11 protein-coding genes are annotated in these 16,440 nt (G+C 40.8%); 9 read left to right on the forward strand and 2 right to left on the reverse strand.

Annotated features, from left to right (window positions below):
- Positions 1-288 precede the first annotated feature (288 nt).
- The 9 genes from K5Q58_RS19505 (at position 289) to panP (ending at position 14,391) form a co-directional block, all read left to right on the forward strand.
- The gene (locus K5Q58_RS19505) at positions 289-2,421 is read left to right on the forward strand and encodes an OmcA/MtrC family decaheme c-type cytochrome (RefSeq protein WP_220755523.1); all 2,133 of its coding nucleotides are present in this window, start codon (positions 289-291) and stop codon (positions 2,419-2,421) included.
- A 279-nt stretch (positions 2,422-2,700) separates the two neighbouring features.
- Complete coding sequence (locus K5Q58_RS19510; protein WP_220755524.1) at positions 2,701-4,683, forward strand: OmcA/MtrC family decaheme c-type cytochrome; 1,983 nt, start codon at positions 2,701-2,703, stop codon at positions 4,681-4,683.
- 151 nt (positions 4,684-4,834) lie between these two features.
- Positions 4,835-5,755 (forward strand): DmsE family decaheme c-type cytochrome, encoded by a 921-nt coding sequence (locus tag K5Q58_RS19515; RefSeq protein ID WP_374758529.1) that lies wholly within the window; start codon positions 4,835-4,837, stop codon positions 5,753-5,755.
- A 12-nt stretch (positions 5,756-5,767) separates the two neighbouring features.
- Positions 5,768-7,855 (forward strand): MtrB/PioB family decaheme-associated outer membrane protein, encoded by a 2,088-nt coding sequence (locus K5Q58_RS19520; RefSeq protein WP_220755526.1) that lies wholly within the window; start codon positions 5,768-5,770, stop codon positions 7,853-7,855.
- 187 nt (positions 7,856-8,042) lie between these two features.
- Positions 8,043-8,636: a hypothetical protein gene (locus K5Q58_RS19525; RefSeq protein WP_220755527.1), complete on the forward strand. Its 594-nt coding sequence runs from the start codon at positions 8,043-8,045 to the stop codon at positions 8,634-8,636.
- Between the two features lie 25 nt (positions 8,637-8,661).
- Positions 8,662-9,813, forward strand: a complete 1,152-nt coding sequence (locus tag K5Q58_RS19530) for a sugar diacid recognition domain-containing protein (protein WP_220755528.1) — start codon at positions 8,662-8,664, stop codon at positions 9,811-9,813.
- A gap of 202 nt (positions 9,814-10,015) precedes the next feature.
- A complete protein-coding gene (locus K5Q58_RS19535) occupies positions 10,016-11,374 on the forward strand; it encodes a GntP family permease (RefSeq protein ID WP_220755529.1) in 1,359 nt (452 codons plus the stop codon).
- A 73-nt stretch (positions 11,375-11,447) separates the two neighbouring features.
- On the forward strand, positions 11,448-12,611 hold the full coding sequence (locus tag K5Q58_RS19540) for a glycerate kinase (protein ID WP_220755530.1): 1,164 nt from the start codon (positions 11,448-11,450) through the stop codon (positions 12,609-12,611).
- Positions 12,612-12,741: 130 nt separating this feature from the next.
- Positions 12,742-14,391, forward strand: a complete 1,650-nt coding sequence (gene panP / locus K5Q58_RS19545; protein ID WP_220755531.1) for a pyridoxal-dependent aspartate 1-decarboxylase PanP — start codon at positions 12,742-12,744, stop codon at positions 14,389-14,391.
- A gap of 72 nt (positions 14,392-14,463) precedes the next feature.
- Here panP and K5Q58_RS19550 read toward each other — a convergent pair whose 3' ends face one another.
- Together K5Q58_RS19550 and secF are read right to left on the reverse strand one after the other, a co-directional pair.
- Positions 14,464-15,555, reverse strand: coding sequence for a calcium:proton antiporter (locus tag K5Q58_RS19550; RefSeq protein WP_220755532.1), 1,092 nt, complete (start codon positions 15,553-15,555; stop codon positions 14,464-14,466).
- Positions 15,552-16,440 (reverse strand): protein translocase subunit SecF (gene secF, locus K5Q58_RS19555; RefSeq protein ID WP_220755533.1); only part of this gene is annotated, 889 nt, incomplete at its 5' end. The genes K5Q58_RS19550 and secF, both read right to left, overlap by 4 nt.

A 16,440-nucleotide genomic window follows, 5' to 3' on the forward strand; every position in this document is an offset into this window, starting at 1 on the left:
AGCTTACTGGAATTGATTATATCGAAGACTTTTTTTAAACAGCAGACAGCACTGATGTGCAACATTTGCAAAACAAGTGACTTTTGCTTTTTACAATTTCAACATTTTAACTTTCAAATTGTAGAATTTAGTAATACCTCTTTCGGAATAGTAAGATCTAAATCACAGTGATTTAAGAGCTAACTTAATAAAATGGAAGAGGTCATAATTAAGCTTGGATATGAACCATACACTTGATTTTATGATGAAGAATCAAGTTAAAACAAAAATCTCTTGCAGGGAACAATGATGAAAAAATTCAATTTCAATACTACTGCTAAAGCGGTATTTAGTGCTGGCCTATTGGCTGTAGCACTTACCGGCTGTGGCAGTGACGGAACTGATGGTGAAGATGGTGAAGATGGCACTGTTGGAAAACCAATTGGTTCGGTATCAGCATTAACAAGTACTATTACAACTGCTAGCGTTGATGAAAACCAATTCTTAACTGTTGACTTTAAGTTAGCTGATGCTAATGGTGTTGCGGTTATTGGTTTAACTCAAGCAGATCTTGCTGCTATTTCTTTTGGTCGAGTTGGTTCAGCTGTTGAGCCCGGCGAAGATGAAATCGTTAACCCAAGTGTCGATAGACAGATTTGGTTAAGCTACTTCAACAAAGATAAAGGTGATGGTTACTTTACTGGCTCTAGCTATTTTGATGGCAGTAAAAGTGAATGTGAAGACTGCTTTGTCGATAACAAAGATGGTAGCTACTCAATCACAATCGATAAAGCGATTGATACCTTAGAAAAATATGATTACATGGCAGATGCGACTAACGGCGTTTACATGTCTATTAAAACCACTAATAACAGTGCGCAAACACTTGTTAACAACAGTTTTTTCTACTGGGTACCAGCAACAGATGTAGAAGTTGAAAAACCGCTACAAATCCTTGCAAATTCAGACTGTCAAACATGTCACCGAGCTGGACAAGCTGGTGAGTTATCAATGCATGGCAGTAAGCATAATACAGAAGAAGCCTGTTCTTTCTGTCACACGGATTATAACAGCTACAGTAAGCAAGATACTGATGCAGACGGTAATCCGATTGGTGAAGCATACGAATACGATGGTTCGATCAAAGGTATGGTTCACAGCATCCATAATACTGCGAACTTCTCTGACGCTGGTGTTTACCCGCAAATGACTTCGAACTGTTTAACTTGTCATAACCCGAATGAAGACTTCAACTTAACTGATAGCTGGAAAGCCGATGTTGATACAACTGCATGTTGGAGCTGTCATAGTCCAAGTCCTGCAGCTGAAGCCGCTGGTGTTCCTTCTTCACACAGACAGGGTAATAACTGTTTAGATTGCCATACAAATGACGGCAGTGGACGTGGCGCTGAAGAAGCTCATTATGGGTTAAACAGCAACTTCTTAGCGACAACGCTTAAAGTTGAATTTAACACTATGACAGTAGCTGATGACGCTTCTGAAATCCTAGTTAACTTCACGGTTAAAAATGGTGATGAATTCGTAGCGATTAATCAAATTGACCCTCGCCCATATCAGTACGGCGGCTATAACAGTGCAATCGTTATCAATGGCGTATTAACTGACGATTTCTTAGTTAACTATCAGAAAGTTGGTTACGATACTTTCACTGAACAAGCTGATGGTTCAATCACAGCAACGATCAGTGCTGATGACTTTGAAATTGCGACACTAATCGATGCTGGCTCAACAATCGCGTTAAGCAGTCAAATCCATGTTTGTTCAGGTAAAGGTGTTATTGAATACTGTGATGAAGCTGAACTTGATGCTGGTGATCAAGACGCTCCTTATGTCACTTCTGATACTTTCTACTTCAACTTAGACGGTACGGTTGTTGAAGAGTCTCCACGTATGCAACATGCAGAAATGGCTGATTGTCAGCAATGTCACACTACGCAAATCACTCACCGTTATACAAATGACATCGATGGTTGTGCTTCTTGTCATAACGGAACTCGTGCGACTTCAGGTGGCGAAGCATCTAACTTAGCGACTAAAGTTCACTCTAAACACTATGTTTACGATTCAAGTGGTTCTTTATTCTTTAAGAAAACTGAATGTCAAGCATGTCACGGTGATGATGGCTTCTCTATCCAAGGCATCACAGCTGATTCTACTCCAGTAGCCTTCGGTAAAGATGACGTTGGTTTGCTAGTAGTATCACCGCAAACTGCGGCTTGTGTTAGCTGTCACGTTCCTCCTTATGGATTAAGTGAATCGACTATCCAACATATTGAAACAAATGGTGGTGTTGTCGGTACAATTGACTCATTAGGTGTACCAGAAGCTGATTATGATTCGTTGAAAGGAATTGAAACCTGTTCAACTTGTCACAATGATAGTCAGATTCTTGAAGCTCACTCCGATTGGGGTGGACAATAAAGATTAATGAGTAAAATAAAGAGTCGCCATCGTGCGGCTCTTTTTTGCTTTAAGCTAATAAAACAAGGTTTGCTTGAGAAAATGTATACCTCTTTAGAAATAGACCGATCTGCTTCACAGTATCAGTCTAGATATAAAGATTTTTCTCTAGTTGTGGATTAATCTTGTAATTGATGAATTTAAAAACCCAAAAAAGCTAAATTGACTCAATAGACTACGTATCTAGGCAAAATAAAAAGCCACGTCAAATTTAAGCGATGTCTTATTATGCAGGGACAAATGATGAACAAGAAAAATTCTAAAATTGCACTGATGCTTGTAGCAAGTGCAGTCAGCTTAGCCTTAACAGGCTGTGGCAGTGACGGTGATGATGGTAAAGATGGAAACCCAGGTCTTCCTGGCGGTACTCCAGCAGAAGCAATTGAACAGCTAAAGCTTGAAGTGCTGTCTGTTACTTACGCTGACAACATCCCTACCGTAAAAGTTTATGCGACAAACGAAGATGATGAAGTCGTTGTTGGCCTTAAAGATTTTTCAATTGAAAATGCTGCCCAACTTATCCCTGCAGGGGCTAGTGGTGCTGGTAATAGCGCAAACTGGCAGAAGCTTGGCTCTAGCTCAACTTTTGTTGATAACAAAAATGGTAGCTATGACTTCACTTTCGAAAGCTTCGACACTGAGACATTCAATACTGAATTAACTCAACGTTTTAACGTAGTTGCTGAAGCTTCAACTTTATTAGACGGTGTTACCACTGTTCCTGTTAGTGAAATTGTTGCTGACTTTGATGGTGAAGGCTACCAAGCTCAATACACCAAGAACATCGTATCTCATGAAGTATGTGCAAGCTGTCATGCTGAAGGTGAGAAAATTTATCACAAAGCGACGACTGTTGAGACTTGTATTACTTGTCATACCCAAGAGTGGGCTGATGGACGCGGTAAGCCTGAAGTGGCATTCGCTCACTTAGTGCATAACGTACATAACTCAAACAAAGTTTGGGGTCGTAACGATTACACTGCTGAAACAGCACACGCTATCGTTCAAGACAATTGTCAAACTTGTCACGTTGAGTCCGAAGAATTAACTGAATGGGGCAACTGGACTCGTATTCCAACCATGGAAACGTGTACAAGTTGTCACACTGGAATTGATTTTGTTGCTGGTGAAGGTCACTCACAACAATCTGACAATTCAAACTGTATTGCTTGTCATAACGCAAGCTGGACTGAAGAAATTCACACAGGTCCTTTCGTTGAGAAGAAAGCCTTCATTGACATGTATGGCATGACTTCAACGCTAACAGTTAACACTGATACTTCAGCAACCCTATCAGTATCTATTACTGATGCAGCTGGAACAGCTATCGACGCTTCAACTTTAGTAAGCAAGATTCAGCGTATTGAAACTATCACTAACGTTGGTCCTAACTTCCCTATCATGGGTTACAACGCAAGCCCAGGAACGGGTCTAGCTAAAGTAGCTTACGATTTAGTTAGAGATGGCGAACTTGGTACTGATGTAACAGTTGTTGCTGGAAACATTGAATACACTATTCCTTCTTTACCATTCGGTGAGTACTCACCTGCGGGTATGCAAGATACTGATACAGCATTCAGCTTCATCGGTTTAGAAATGTGTAACGATGGAACTAGCCCAGTTGAATGTGGCGAAGATATCGCAACAACTAGTATGAAAGCAGATTTAGTATTTGGCACGCTTTCAGGCGAAGCGCCTAGCATGCGTCATACAGACTCTGTTGCATTCAATACTTGTGAAAACTGTCACGGTGAAACTTTCGAGATTCATAAAGGCTACCATGCTGGTTTCGTAATGACTGAACAACTAGGTCGTGAAAATGCTGATGGTGAAGTTGTTGTTGGTGTTGATGGCTGTGTGACTTGTCATACTCCAGATGGCACATATGCATCAGGCGGAAACCAAGGTGCACTTGAAATGAAACTTCATAGTGTCCATGGTGAGCAAGGTATCGTTGGCGACTGTGCACAGTGTCATAATGATTTCAATCTTGATGCATTCAAACTGAAAGGTGCTTTAGCAACTTCAGCTGGCGCATACACTACGCCTATCACAGCAACTTGTGCATCGTGTCATGGATTCGATGAAATCAAGGCCCATGCTGAAGGTCAAGGAGCTGTTGTGAACGGTTCTTATGAAGATGCAAATGCTTCTGCACAAGTTGAGTTCTGTATGGCTTGTCATAAGCCTACCATTTTCGATCACACTCAGGTGAACATGTAATTTCAAATAAGGGAGAAGCTTGCTTCTCCCTTACTTTACAAAAATCGCATTTACATCATGAGCTAGATTGGGAAGCCTAACTATGAAAATCAAAATGAAACTAAATTCTATCATCCCGACATTTGTGACAGTTGTACTGTTATCTCTTGGGATGTCTCACTCGGCTTACGCGTCGAAGTGGGATGCAAAAATGACACCTGACGAAGTTGAAGCCGTTCTTGATAAAAAGTTTGAAGAAGGCAGCTATTCACCTAAAGGTGCTGATTCTTGCTTAATGTGTCACCGACGTTCTGAGAAAGTCATGGATATCTTTAAAGGTGTTCACGGCGCTATCGAATCATCAAAAAGTCCAATGGCAGGCCTTCAATGTGAAGCATGTCATGGTCCAATGGGTAAACATAACCGTGGTGGTAACGAACCAGTTATCGCGTTTGGTCCTGACTCTACCTTAGCACCAGAAAAACAAAACAGTGTTTGTATGGGTTGTCACTTAGATGATGACCGTATGTCTTGGAATACTAGCCATCACGACAATGCTGATGTTGCTTGTGCTTCTTGTCACAGCGTACACACAGCTAACGATCCTATTCTGTCTAAAAAGACTGAAATGGAAGTGTGTACTAGCTGTCATACAAAACAAAAAACAGATATGAATAAACGCTCAAGTCATCCAATGCAGTGGAACCAAATGACTTGTAGTGATTGTCATAATCCTCATGGAAGCATGGCTGATTCAGACCTGGTTAAACCAAGTGTGAACGAGACTTGTTATTCATGTCACGCTGAAAAACGTGGTCCTAAGCTTTGGGAACACGCGCCTGTAACTGAAAACTGTGTAACATGTCATAACCCACATGGTTCAGTGAATGAAGGAATGCTAAAAACTCGTGCTCCACAACTATGTCAGCAATGTCATGCCAGTGATGGTCATGCAAGTAATGCTTACTTAGGGAACACAGGTATGGGTTCTAATGTTGGTGATAATGCCTTTACTGGTGGCCGCAGTTGTTTAAATTGTCATAGCCAAGTACATGGTTCTAACCACCCTTCTGGCAAATTACTTCAGCGTTAAGGATGTACGACTATGAAATTTAAACTGAATTTAATCACCTTAGCGTTAGTTGCCAATGCAGGATTTGCAATGGCAGCCGATGGTTACGGTGTAGGTAGTGCCAATACTGATAAAGTAAAATTCGACAAGTGGGTTTGTAAAGGTTGTGCCGTAGAAACTGGTGTAACTGGTAGTGTTGACGTCGGTGTTGGTTACAACAGCGAAGATGACATTCACTCAGCTAACGCATTTGGTAGCGACAATGAATTTGCACCTAAATTGGATGCTGATGTTAATTACATCGGTGAGTCTGGTTACCGTGCTAAAGTTGAAGCGACTGACTTAGGTCTAGACAATGGCCGTTTAGATGTGAACGTAGGTAAATTAGGTCAATACAACTTGAACCTAAACTACCGCTCTATTGCTACTTATGACTCAAACAGCGTTGTTTCCCCTTACCAAGGTATTGGTGGTTCAGACTTAACCTTACCTGATAACTGGCAAACAGCTGGTTCTACTGATGGTATGACTGAGTTATATAGCAGTCTTAACCCGTTTGAGCTTTCACTGAAACGTGAGCGTGCTGGTCTTGGTTTCGAATATCAAACTGAGTCTATGTTTACTACTTACGTTAATTATCAGCGTGAAGAAAAAACCGGAACTAAAACAGCTTCTGGTAGCTTCTTCAACCAATCTATGATGATTGCTGAACCTGTAGATTACACAACTGACACCATTAATGCTGGTATTAAGTTTAGCGGTAAAAACTGGTTCACTAGCCTAAACTATGACGGTTCTATCTTTAAAAACGATAATGCCCAACTAAGCTACGACAATGCCTTTAACCCAACGTTTGGCGCTCAAACACGTGGTTACATGGCACTTGATCCAGACAATGAATCGCACATTGTGTCGCTGCTTGGCCAATATACTGAAAACGGAACCGCGGTAAGTGGTCGCTTGATGTTTGGTCAAATGAGCCAAGATCAAGACTTAGTGACATCAGGCTATGGTTACAGCGTACCAACAGAATCTGTTGATGCGAAAGTAGACCTAACTGGGATGACATTAAAAGCAGTTTCACGTATCAATCGCAGTGTGCGCGTGTCAGGTAGTTACGACTACTCAGATCGCGAAAATAACACCAATATCGAAGAGTGGACTCAAATCAGCATCAACGATGTAAACGGTCAAGTGGCATACAACACGCCATACGATCAAACAACACATCGCGCAAAAATCGCAGCTGATTACCGTATTACTCGTGGTATGAAACTTGATGGTGGAGTTGATTACAAGCGTGATGAGCGTAGTTACTCTGAACGTGAAGTCACAGAAGAAAGCACACTTTGGGCTCGTTACCGCGTCAACAGTTTTGAAAACTGGGATATGTGGGTAAAAGGTAGTTTTGGTAACCGTGATGGTTCTGATTACCAAGCATCAGAGTGGACTTCATCTGAAAATAATGACCTGTTACGTAAATATTACCTAGCAGATCGTGACCGCTCTATGGTTGAAGCACGCATAAGCCATACACCAATTGAGGCATTGACTGTAGATCTAGGCGTACGTTATGCACTAGATGACTACACTGATACCGAAATTGGTTTAACTGAGTCGAAAGACACCAGTTACGACATCAATGTAAATTACATGTTCAATAAAGATGTCATGTTGAATGCATTCTATAATCACCAGGTTATTGAATCACAGCAATCAGGTAGCAGCACGTTCTCAGGTCCAACTTGGCAAGCTGATATCGAAGATACTATTGATGTAGTGGGCGCCAACTTAAGTTATAACAACTTAATGGATAGCCGTTTACGTTTAGGTCTTGATTACACCTACTCTGAATCAGACAGTAATACTCAAGTTCGCCAAGGTGTAACCGGCGACTATGGTGATTACTTTGCTAAAGTGCATAACGTTAATTTATACGGTCAATATCAAGCCACTGAGAAAATGGCGGTACGTTTGGATTATAAAATTGAGAAATACTTAGATAATGATGCAGCGAACGACATTGCTCCAGATAACATCTGGAATGTCATGAGTTTTGGCAGTAACAGCCATGATTACACCGCACACATGATTATGCTAAGCGTTAACTACAAGTTATAAGCGCTAATTGATAGATTAAAAGCCTGCATTTATGCAGGCTTTTTTGTTACTGCAATACACATAGTCTTGTTAAGCTTTGTCGTTTTTTGTGCCCGAATTCGCATTTACCAACAAATAACTTCATATTGCTAAATTAACAAAAGCTATTCTAAGCAATGTCCATTAAAATTCTGTCAAAGTGAATAATTTGACTCAACTTCTTATGCAAAAAAAGCCCCAAATATTATCTGGTATTGCCATGTCATTTTTGACCTTGCCTGCCTATGCTTCAACCACAACTATTGCAAATGACAGCATACTTATTTTAATCGCCTTAATGGCGTTTGCGTTTATTAACGCTATCGTACAGGCTTGTTGCTATTTTTCTGGTCAATACGTACAAGCTTCTTTTAGCCAAAAACATGTCACAGTATCGCTTTTAGTCCCGATAGCTGCACTTATTGGCTTCATTATGCAATATGAATCATTTGCCCAGTTTGTGCTTTATCTTGGCGTGGTAGTGTTATCGATCGGTACAGCATTAATTCCCATGCCGCTAACCAATAAGAAATCCCCTTCTCGATTCTCAGCATTAATTTTACTGACAGGTGCAATTATCATATTGCCGCTAAGTATTATCGTCGCACCTATTAGCATTTTTTCAATTGCTTTATGTCATATCGGCCTAAAGCAATCTGAAGTTCCACCATTTGCTAAGTTCGCAACCTTATTGACTTTAATTACCAGTTACGGTTTATTGTTTTATTGGCTTTATCAAGTAATTAACCAGTTAGCAGCTTAAACTGTTACTGTTTTTTGAGTGAACTATGTATGTAATTGACAGTGCAATCGCCAACAGGATTGTAGATAGAACCATGAAAATCATTGGGCACAACATCAATGTGATGAATGCCCAAGGGGTAATTTTAGGTTCTGGCTCTAACGAGCGTATCGGCGCTATACATGAAGGGGCGTTACTGGCAATTAGTCAAAACCGAAATGTTGAAATCAACCAAGATATTGCTCCAAGTTTACACGGGGTAAAATCTGGCCTTAACTTGCCTTTGCACTATCAAGGGCAAATTGTTGGTGTCATCGGTATTACTGGTAAACCTTGCGAGTTAGCTCAATACGGTGAGCTACTGAAAATGACTGCCGAAATGATTGTTGAACAAGCTAACTTGCAAGATCAATTGCAATGGCAAAATAGACAAAAAGAAGAGTTCATCCTACAGCTCATTCGCGCAGAAGATAAAGATGTAGATCAATTGACCCACTGGGGACACCAATTAGGGATTGATGTCACTGTCGAGAGAGTCGTCGCCATTATCGAAATCGAGTCTGCTAATCAACAGCAAGTTCACAACAACCAAGCGCTAAAACAAATAGTCCATTTATTGCAGCATCCAGACCGCGATAATCTCATAGCAATGACATCACTCAATCAACTGGTTATTTTAAAGCCAGCCTATCTTGACGGAAAACGCTGGGATCCTGAGCTTGAAAGTCATCGAATTGATAAGCTATTAAAACGCATTCCTGCCAACATGGAATTGAAACTCAACATATCTTTAGGTCATTTCTTTATTGGCATTGAAGGCATTGCAAAGTCTTACCGCACGGCAAAAGAGACACTCGCGATAGGTAAGAGTATAAACCCTGAACGCAGTAAATATTTATACGAAGATTATGCCTTACAAGTTATTTTCACAGGTCTTAAGCAACATTGGCGAGGTGATGCCCTTTCAGCGCCCTATTTAAAGCTGGTAGATGCTGATAAGAATGGTGTACTACAAAAGACTTTATCAGTTTATATTCAGCATATTGGCGACCACAAACAATGTGCTGAAGTCTTGTTCATCCATCGAAATACCCTGCGCTATCGTTTAGATAAAATTCAACAAATCACTGGCACTAATTTGCAAGAATTTCATCATTTACTCAATTTATATCTAGGCCAGATAATGCATCAAACCTGATGTTATAGAGCTTATTCCCAGCCAAGAACAATTCAATGCGTCAAAACTCACTCATCAAACAACAATTAATGTGTCATTGCACAATTATAAATCTTTTAACCTTGCAATATCTGTGCTTTTGCACAAAGAAATAAATCTGTAAGTTTTCAATAATACGCCTACAAAAACAACATATCTTTATACCCTGACCAGAGACGTTATCATGAGCATGATCTTGATATTAATTGGCGTAATTGCATTTATTGTTATTGCGACTTCAAAATTTAAATTACATCCCTTTTTAACCCTTATTTTGGCTTCTTTTTTAGCCGCCTTTGCTTATGGTTTGCCAAGTGCAGACATTGCTAAAACTATCACCACAGGCTTTGGTGGCATATTAGGCTATATCGGCCTTGTTATCGTGCTAGGTACTATTATCGGTACTATTCTTGAAAAAAGCGGCGCCGCCATCACCATGGCCGACGTTGTAATTAAAGTGCTTGGAAAACGCTTTCCAACATTAACCATGTCCATTATTGGTTATATTGTCTCTATCCCCGTCTTTTGTGACTCGGGTTTCGTCATTTTGAACTCGCTTAAGCAGTCAATGGCTAATAGAATGAAAGTATCAAGTGTTTCAATGAGTGTTGCACTCGCAACGGGCTTATATGCAACTCATACATTTGTTCCTCCAACACCTGGCCCTATTGCTGCAGCAGGTAATTTAGGCCTCGAAAACCAACTGGGCTTAGTCATTGCTATTGGTGTATTCGTTGCAGCAATTGCAGCACTTGCAGGTACTTTATGGGCTAACCGATTTGCAAATGAGCAACCTGATGGTGAAGGCGCAGCTGAGTTAAATGATCAGCTTGAAGACTATGAAACCTTAAAGCAAAGCTATGGCGAACTGCCTAGCCCAACAAAAGCTTTTGCACCTATCTTTGTACCTATTTTACTGATTTGCTTAGGTTCAATTGCAAACTTCCCATCTGCACCGTTAGGTAAAGAAGCGCTTTTTGATATCTTGATGTTTTTAGGTCAGCCAGTTAATGCGTTAATGATTGGCTTACTACTAGCAATTCCGTTGTTAAAGAGTTCAGACAAAATTAAAGAGTTCAGTGAACGTATTAGCCAAGGCTTGGTAGTTGCTGCACCAATACTATTGATTACAGGTGCAGGTGGTGCATTTGGCGCAGTGCTAAAAGCAACAGAAATTGGTACCTTCCTAGGTAGTAGCTTATCTGCACTTGGTGTCGGTATTTTCATGCCATTCATCGTAGCTGCAGCACTTAAATCAGCACAAGGCTCATCGACTGTTGCCTTGGTTGCGACTTCAGCACTTGTCGCTCCGTTATTAGGCGATATTGGCTTAGCGAGTGATATGGGACGAGTACTCACAGTGATGGCAATTGGTGCTGGTGCAATGACTGTATCTCACGCCAATGACAGCTTTTTCTGGGTAGTCACTCAATTTAGCCGCATGAGTGTTAAACAGGCATACCGTGCCCAAACAATGGCGACACTAGTCCAAGGCTTAACAGCTATGACTTTGGTTTACATTTTGAGCTTAGTACTGCTTTAATCTGCAATTGTTATCCATTCTAGCCACCCTTTATTGGGTGGCGTTTTAGTCAATTTTAAACACGAGATTTGATATGAAAATAGTCATCGCCCCTGACTCGTTCAAAGAAAGCCTTAGTGCATTAGGTGTTGCTAATGCAATAGAGGAAGGATTTAAACATATCTTCCCTAATGCTGAATATTGTAAAGTGCCTATGGCCGATGGCGGCGAAGGCACAGTACAAGCCATGGTAGACGCCACTGGCGGCAAAATGGAAATTCTTCAAGTCACAGGGCCTGATGGACAATCAGTTAAAGCGCAATATGGCATATTGGGGGCCACCGACGGCAGCTCTGATAGCGTTACAGCTGTGATCGAAATGGCAGAAGCTTCTGGTTTACACCATATTGAACGTGATTACCGTAATCCTATGCTAACCACTAGTTATGGCACAGGGGAACTTATTCGTGATGCACTTGATAAGGGTATTAATCATATCATTTTGGGTTTAGGCGGCAGTGCAACCAATGATGGTGGCGCAGGTATGGCACAAGCATTAGGTTTTAAACTCAATACCATTCAAGGCACATCTATCGGCTATGGGGCTGCAGGGCTAAGTCAATTAGCTCATATAGACAGCTCAGCAGCGCACCCTCTAATTGCTAATTGTAAAATTGAAGTGGCATGTGATGTCGATAACCCACTTTGCGGTCCTAATGGTGCATCGGCGGTCTTTGGTCCACAAAAAGGGGCAAGTCCTGAAATGGTAATTGAACTAGACAAAACGCTAAATCACTTTGCGAATATCATCAATAGCACAGCAACATTAGAGCTTGCTGATGACATGGCATCATATCCAGGTGCTGGCGCTGCTGGCGGCATGGGCTATGGCGTAATGACTTTACTGAATGCAGAACTTCAACCAGGTGTCGACATCGTCATTAAGACAGTGAAGCTTGCTGAGTTAATGCAAGGGGCGAATATCGTTATTACTGGAGAAGGTCGGATGGATAGCCAAACTCTGAGTGGTAAAACACCAATGGGCGTAATGCAACAGGCCATAAACCAACAAATCCCTGTGATTGGTATTGCAGGCTGTTTAGGTCAAGGCGCCGAACTCATTTTAGAGAAAGGCATGACAGCAATATTCCCAATTATCCCAGCACTGGCTCCATTAGATAATATTTTAGCTGATGCCCATGGGAATTTGGTCAATACCGCTCAAAATATCGCCGCAACGTTAAAACTATCGTTATAAAGCAGTCCGTTTGGAGCAAAAACTTGCTGACCAATAATCCATGAAGTAAAGTTAGCCCTCATAATTGCCAAGAAGACAGATACACTTTTAATGCTTCTTGGCTGAAAAATAAAAATGATGGCACGATTACATGACCGTAAAGAACTCCCGACAAGCCCAAGCATCAGAAGCTAGCCTTCTACGAATATTTACCATTCCAGAAGATGCAGAATCAACGCTGAGTATTATTGAGCAGAAACTTTCTGAAGACTTAGCTGGCTTTTTAGGTAACAGTATTGCGGCTTTAGAAAAGCCATTATCGTTAATCGAACAAGATTTTCGTGCGTACAAAATTCCAGACTCTCCTAGATTTGTTTCTGATTACACTGACGAAATCATGAAAAATCTAGTAGCTCACTCTGTTCATACTTCAGCGCCAAGCTTTATCGGCCATATGACTTCTGCCCTGCCTTATTTTGTCTTACCGCTGTCAAAAATGATGGTTGGCTTAAATCAAAACCTCGTCAAAATTGAAACTTCTAAAGCTTTCACTCCCCTTGAGCGCCAAGTACTTGGTATGATGCACCATTTGATTTTTGATCAAAGCGATAGTTTTTATGACCAATGGATGCACAGCGCGAATTATTCACTAGGGGCATTTTGTTCCGGTGGCACTGTAGCCAACATTACCGCCTTATGGATAGCTCGAAACCAATTACTTAAAGCAGATGGCAACTTTAAAGGTATTAACCGTGAAGGTTTACCTCGCGCGTTAAAACACTACGGATATGACGATTTAGCGATTCTAGTGTCAGAGCGTGGTCACTACTCAATTGGCAAAACAGCAGATTTATTAGGCATTGGCCGCGACAATATTATTAGTATTCCAACCAATGCTGACAATAAAGTTGACGTAGAACAAATGCGTCAAACCGCAGCTATACTCGCCGCTGACAACATTAAAGTCATGGCAATTGTTGGCGTTGCAGGCACTACCGAAACCGGAAATATTGATCCTTTAACAGAACTTGCTCAGCTTGCAGCAGAATTACAATGCCACTTCCACGTTGATGCAGCATGGGGCGGAGCCAGTTTATTATCAGATAAGTACCGTTATTTACTGAATGGAATTGAACTGGCTGATTCGGTCACTATTGATGCCCATAAACAAATGTATGTCCCTATGGGGGCTGGCATGGTGTTATTTAAAGATCCTGAACTGGCTCATGCAATTGCACACCATGCTGAGTACATACTCCGCGTTGGCTCTAAAGATTTAGGCAGCCAAACATTGGAAGGTTCAAGACCTGGAATGGCGATGTTAGTGCATGCTTGCTTACAAATTATCGGTAGTGATGGTTATGAAATACTGATCAATAACAGTCTTGAGAAAGCACGCTATTTTGCAGAGAAGATTCACCAACACTCAGATTTTGAACTGATCACTGAACCTGAGTTGTGTATTTTAACTTACCGATATGTTCCGAAAGAAGTACAGGGATTTATTGCCGATGCTATCAATCGAAATGATACTGATGTCATTGCAAAATGTAATAAGTTACTTGATGGGTTAACTCAATTCATTCAAAAACATCAGCGTGAGCAAGGTAAATCTTTTGTTTCCCGTACCCGAATTAAACCTGCAAAATATCAACGACAAGCAACAACCGTATTTAGAGTTGTATTAGCAAACCCTTTAACCACCCATGAAATACTGAATGCTGTTTTACAAGAGCAAACTGAGATAGCAAGACTTGATAAAAAGTTCTTGCCAAAGTTACTAGAACTCAGTCAAGAGTGATAACGTGACACTCCTATGAAACAGCCATAAAAAAAACCAGCTTAGCTGGTTTTTTTATGGCTAATTAATCCACTATTCAAACATCAAAATAATATAAGCAACAAACAAAATTAGATGAGCAACTCCATTCAATGAGTTTGTTCTGCCACTACTAAAACTAACAGCTGTCATCATTAGCGTAGTGCATAGAAGCACCATTTCAGCATTAGCTAAGCCAAGTTGTAATGGTTGATTAATCACATAACTGATTAAAATAACCGTTGGTACTGTCAAGGCGATGGTGGCAAGCACTGAACCGAAAAACAAGTTCATCGCCCGCTGCAATTGATTATTCAATGCCGCTTTTATTGCCCCCACAGCTTCTGGTGCTAGCACCAGTAACGCAACTATCAAACCACCAAACGCAATGGGTGCGTCTAAAAACTCAATACCAACTTCAACCGGAATCGCAAAACTCTTCGACAATAGAATAATCACCATCAAATACGCAATCAAAAAGAAAGAGTGATAAAAATTAGACCCCAATGGACCATGATCTTCATCTTCAACTAAATGATTTTTGTCGATGAAAAAATGAGTATGACTACGAGTCTGTATAAATAGAAACGTACAATACAATCCAATCGAAGCAATAATCAGAGTTCCTGTCATCGCCAACGACATCGAACCAAATTCATCCGATGAGGTAAAGTTAGGCATGACTAAACACAATAATGCGAGTGGAATTATGCCGATTAAATATGATTTTATCCCATCCACATTATATTTCTGTGTTCGATACTTAATGCCACCAATCAATAAGGTTATCCCGACCAAACCATTTAAAACCGCCATAATGACCGCAAACATGGTGTCTCTGGCTAAAACAGGGTTAGGATCACCAGTAACCATAATGGATGAGATCATCACCACTTCTAGAGTTATAACCGACAAGGTTAAAATTAAGGTCCCATAAGGATCACCCAATTTTATGGCTAAAGCATCAGAGTGACGTACGACAGCAAATATAGTTGCTAACACTACAATAAATAAAAAAGAGCTTACTAACAGACCATAAAACGAAAATAACTCCCCTTGTAATACCTGATTCCACTGACTTTTGAACACAGTGACAGCCAAGAACCCAATCAACAGTAACCACTCTTGTTTAAACAGCTTTGTCATGAGTAGTTTTCCTCAATATCAAGAGATTGAGGAATGTAATCTGCGGGTTTTAAACCAAATAGCTGAGGTAATGTCACCCCTAAAGCAATAGATGAGCTGGTGCCGCATACTATGCCTACAAATAAAGCGATAGAGAAACCTTGCAAACTATCTCCAGCAAGAAGCCACAGACTTGAAACCGTCACAAGTGTCGTACCTGAAGTCACTAATGTTCTTGAAAAGGTCGCTTTAACTGCTTCATTAATAATAGGTTCAGTTTGACCGTTAGGGCGCATACGCATCAATTCTCTGACCCTGTCAGCAATAATAATCGAGTCATTTAATGAGTAACCCAGTACAGCCAGTAACGCAGCTAGTACGGTCAAATTAAATTCTATTTGCAATAAAGAAAATACGCCCAAAACAATCACAACATCAGTCATTAACGCGATTAGAGCTCCTGACGCTAGGCGCCAATCAAAGCGCATGCTGAGATAGACCATGATTAACAACAAACAAGCTATAATTGCCAAACTGCCTTGCTCAACCATTTCTTGTCCGACTTGTGGTCCAACAATACTATGGCTATCGACTTGAACATTCTGGCTAATTGGGGCTAGTTGCTCTGCAATTCCTGTATCAAGTTCACCATCATGACTATAGCGAATAATCCACTGGCCACTGTCACTGCCTTTCATCACTTGCACATCTTGACTGAGTTCTTGATCTAAATGAGCCTTAATTTGATCTGCTTGTAAAGCCGCATCGACTCGCACTTCAGCGACAACGCCACCAGTGAAATCAAGCCCCCAGTTAAATCCCTTAAACGCTACTAACCCTAACGACACCACTAACAAAAACAGTGAAAAACCTGTCATGATAAAACGAATTTTAGTTAACTTACTG

It is taken from the genome of Shewanella sp. KT0246 (genome assembly GCF_019654955.1).
Lineage (GTDB): Bacteria > Pseudomonadota > Gammaproteobacteria > Enterobacterales > Shewanellaceae > Shewanella > Shewanella goraebulensis.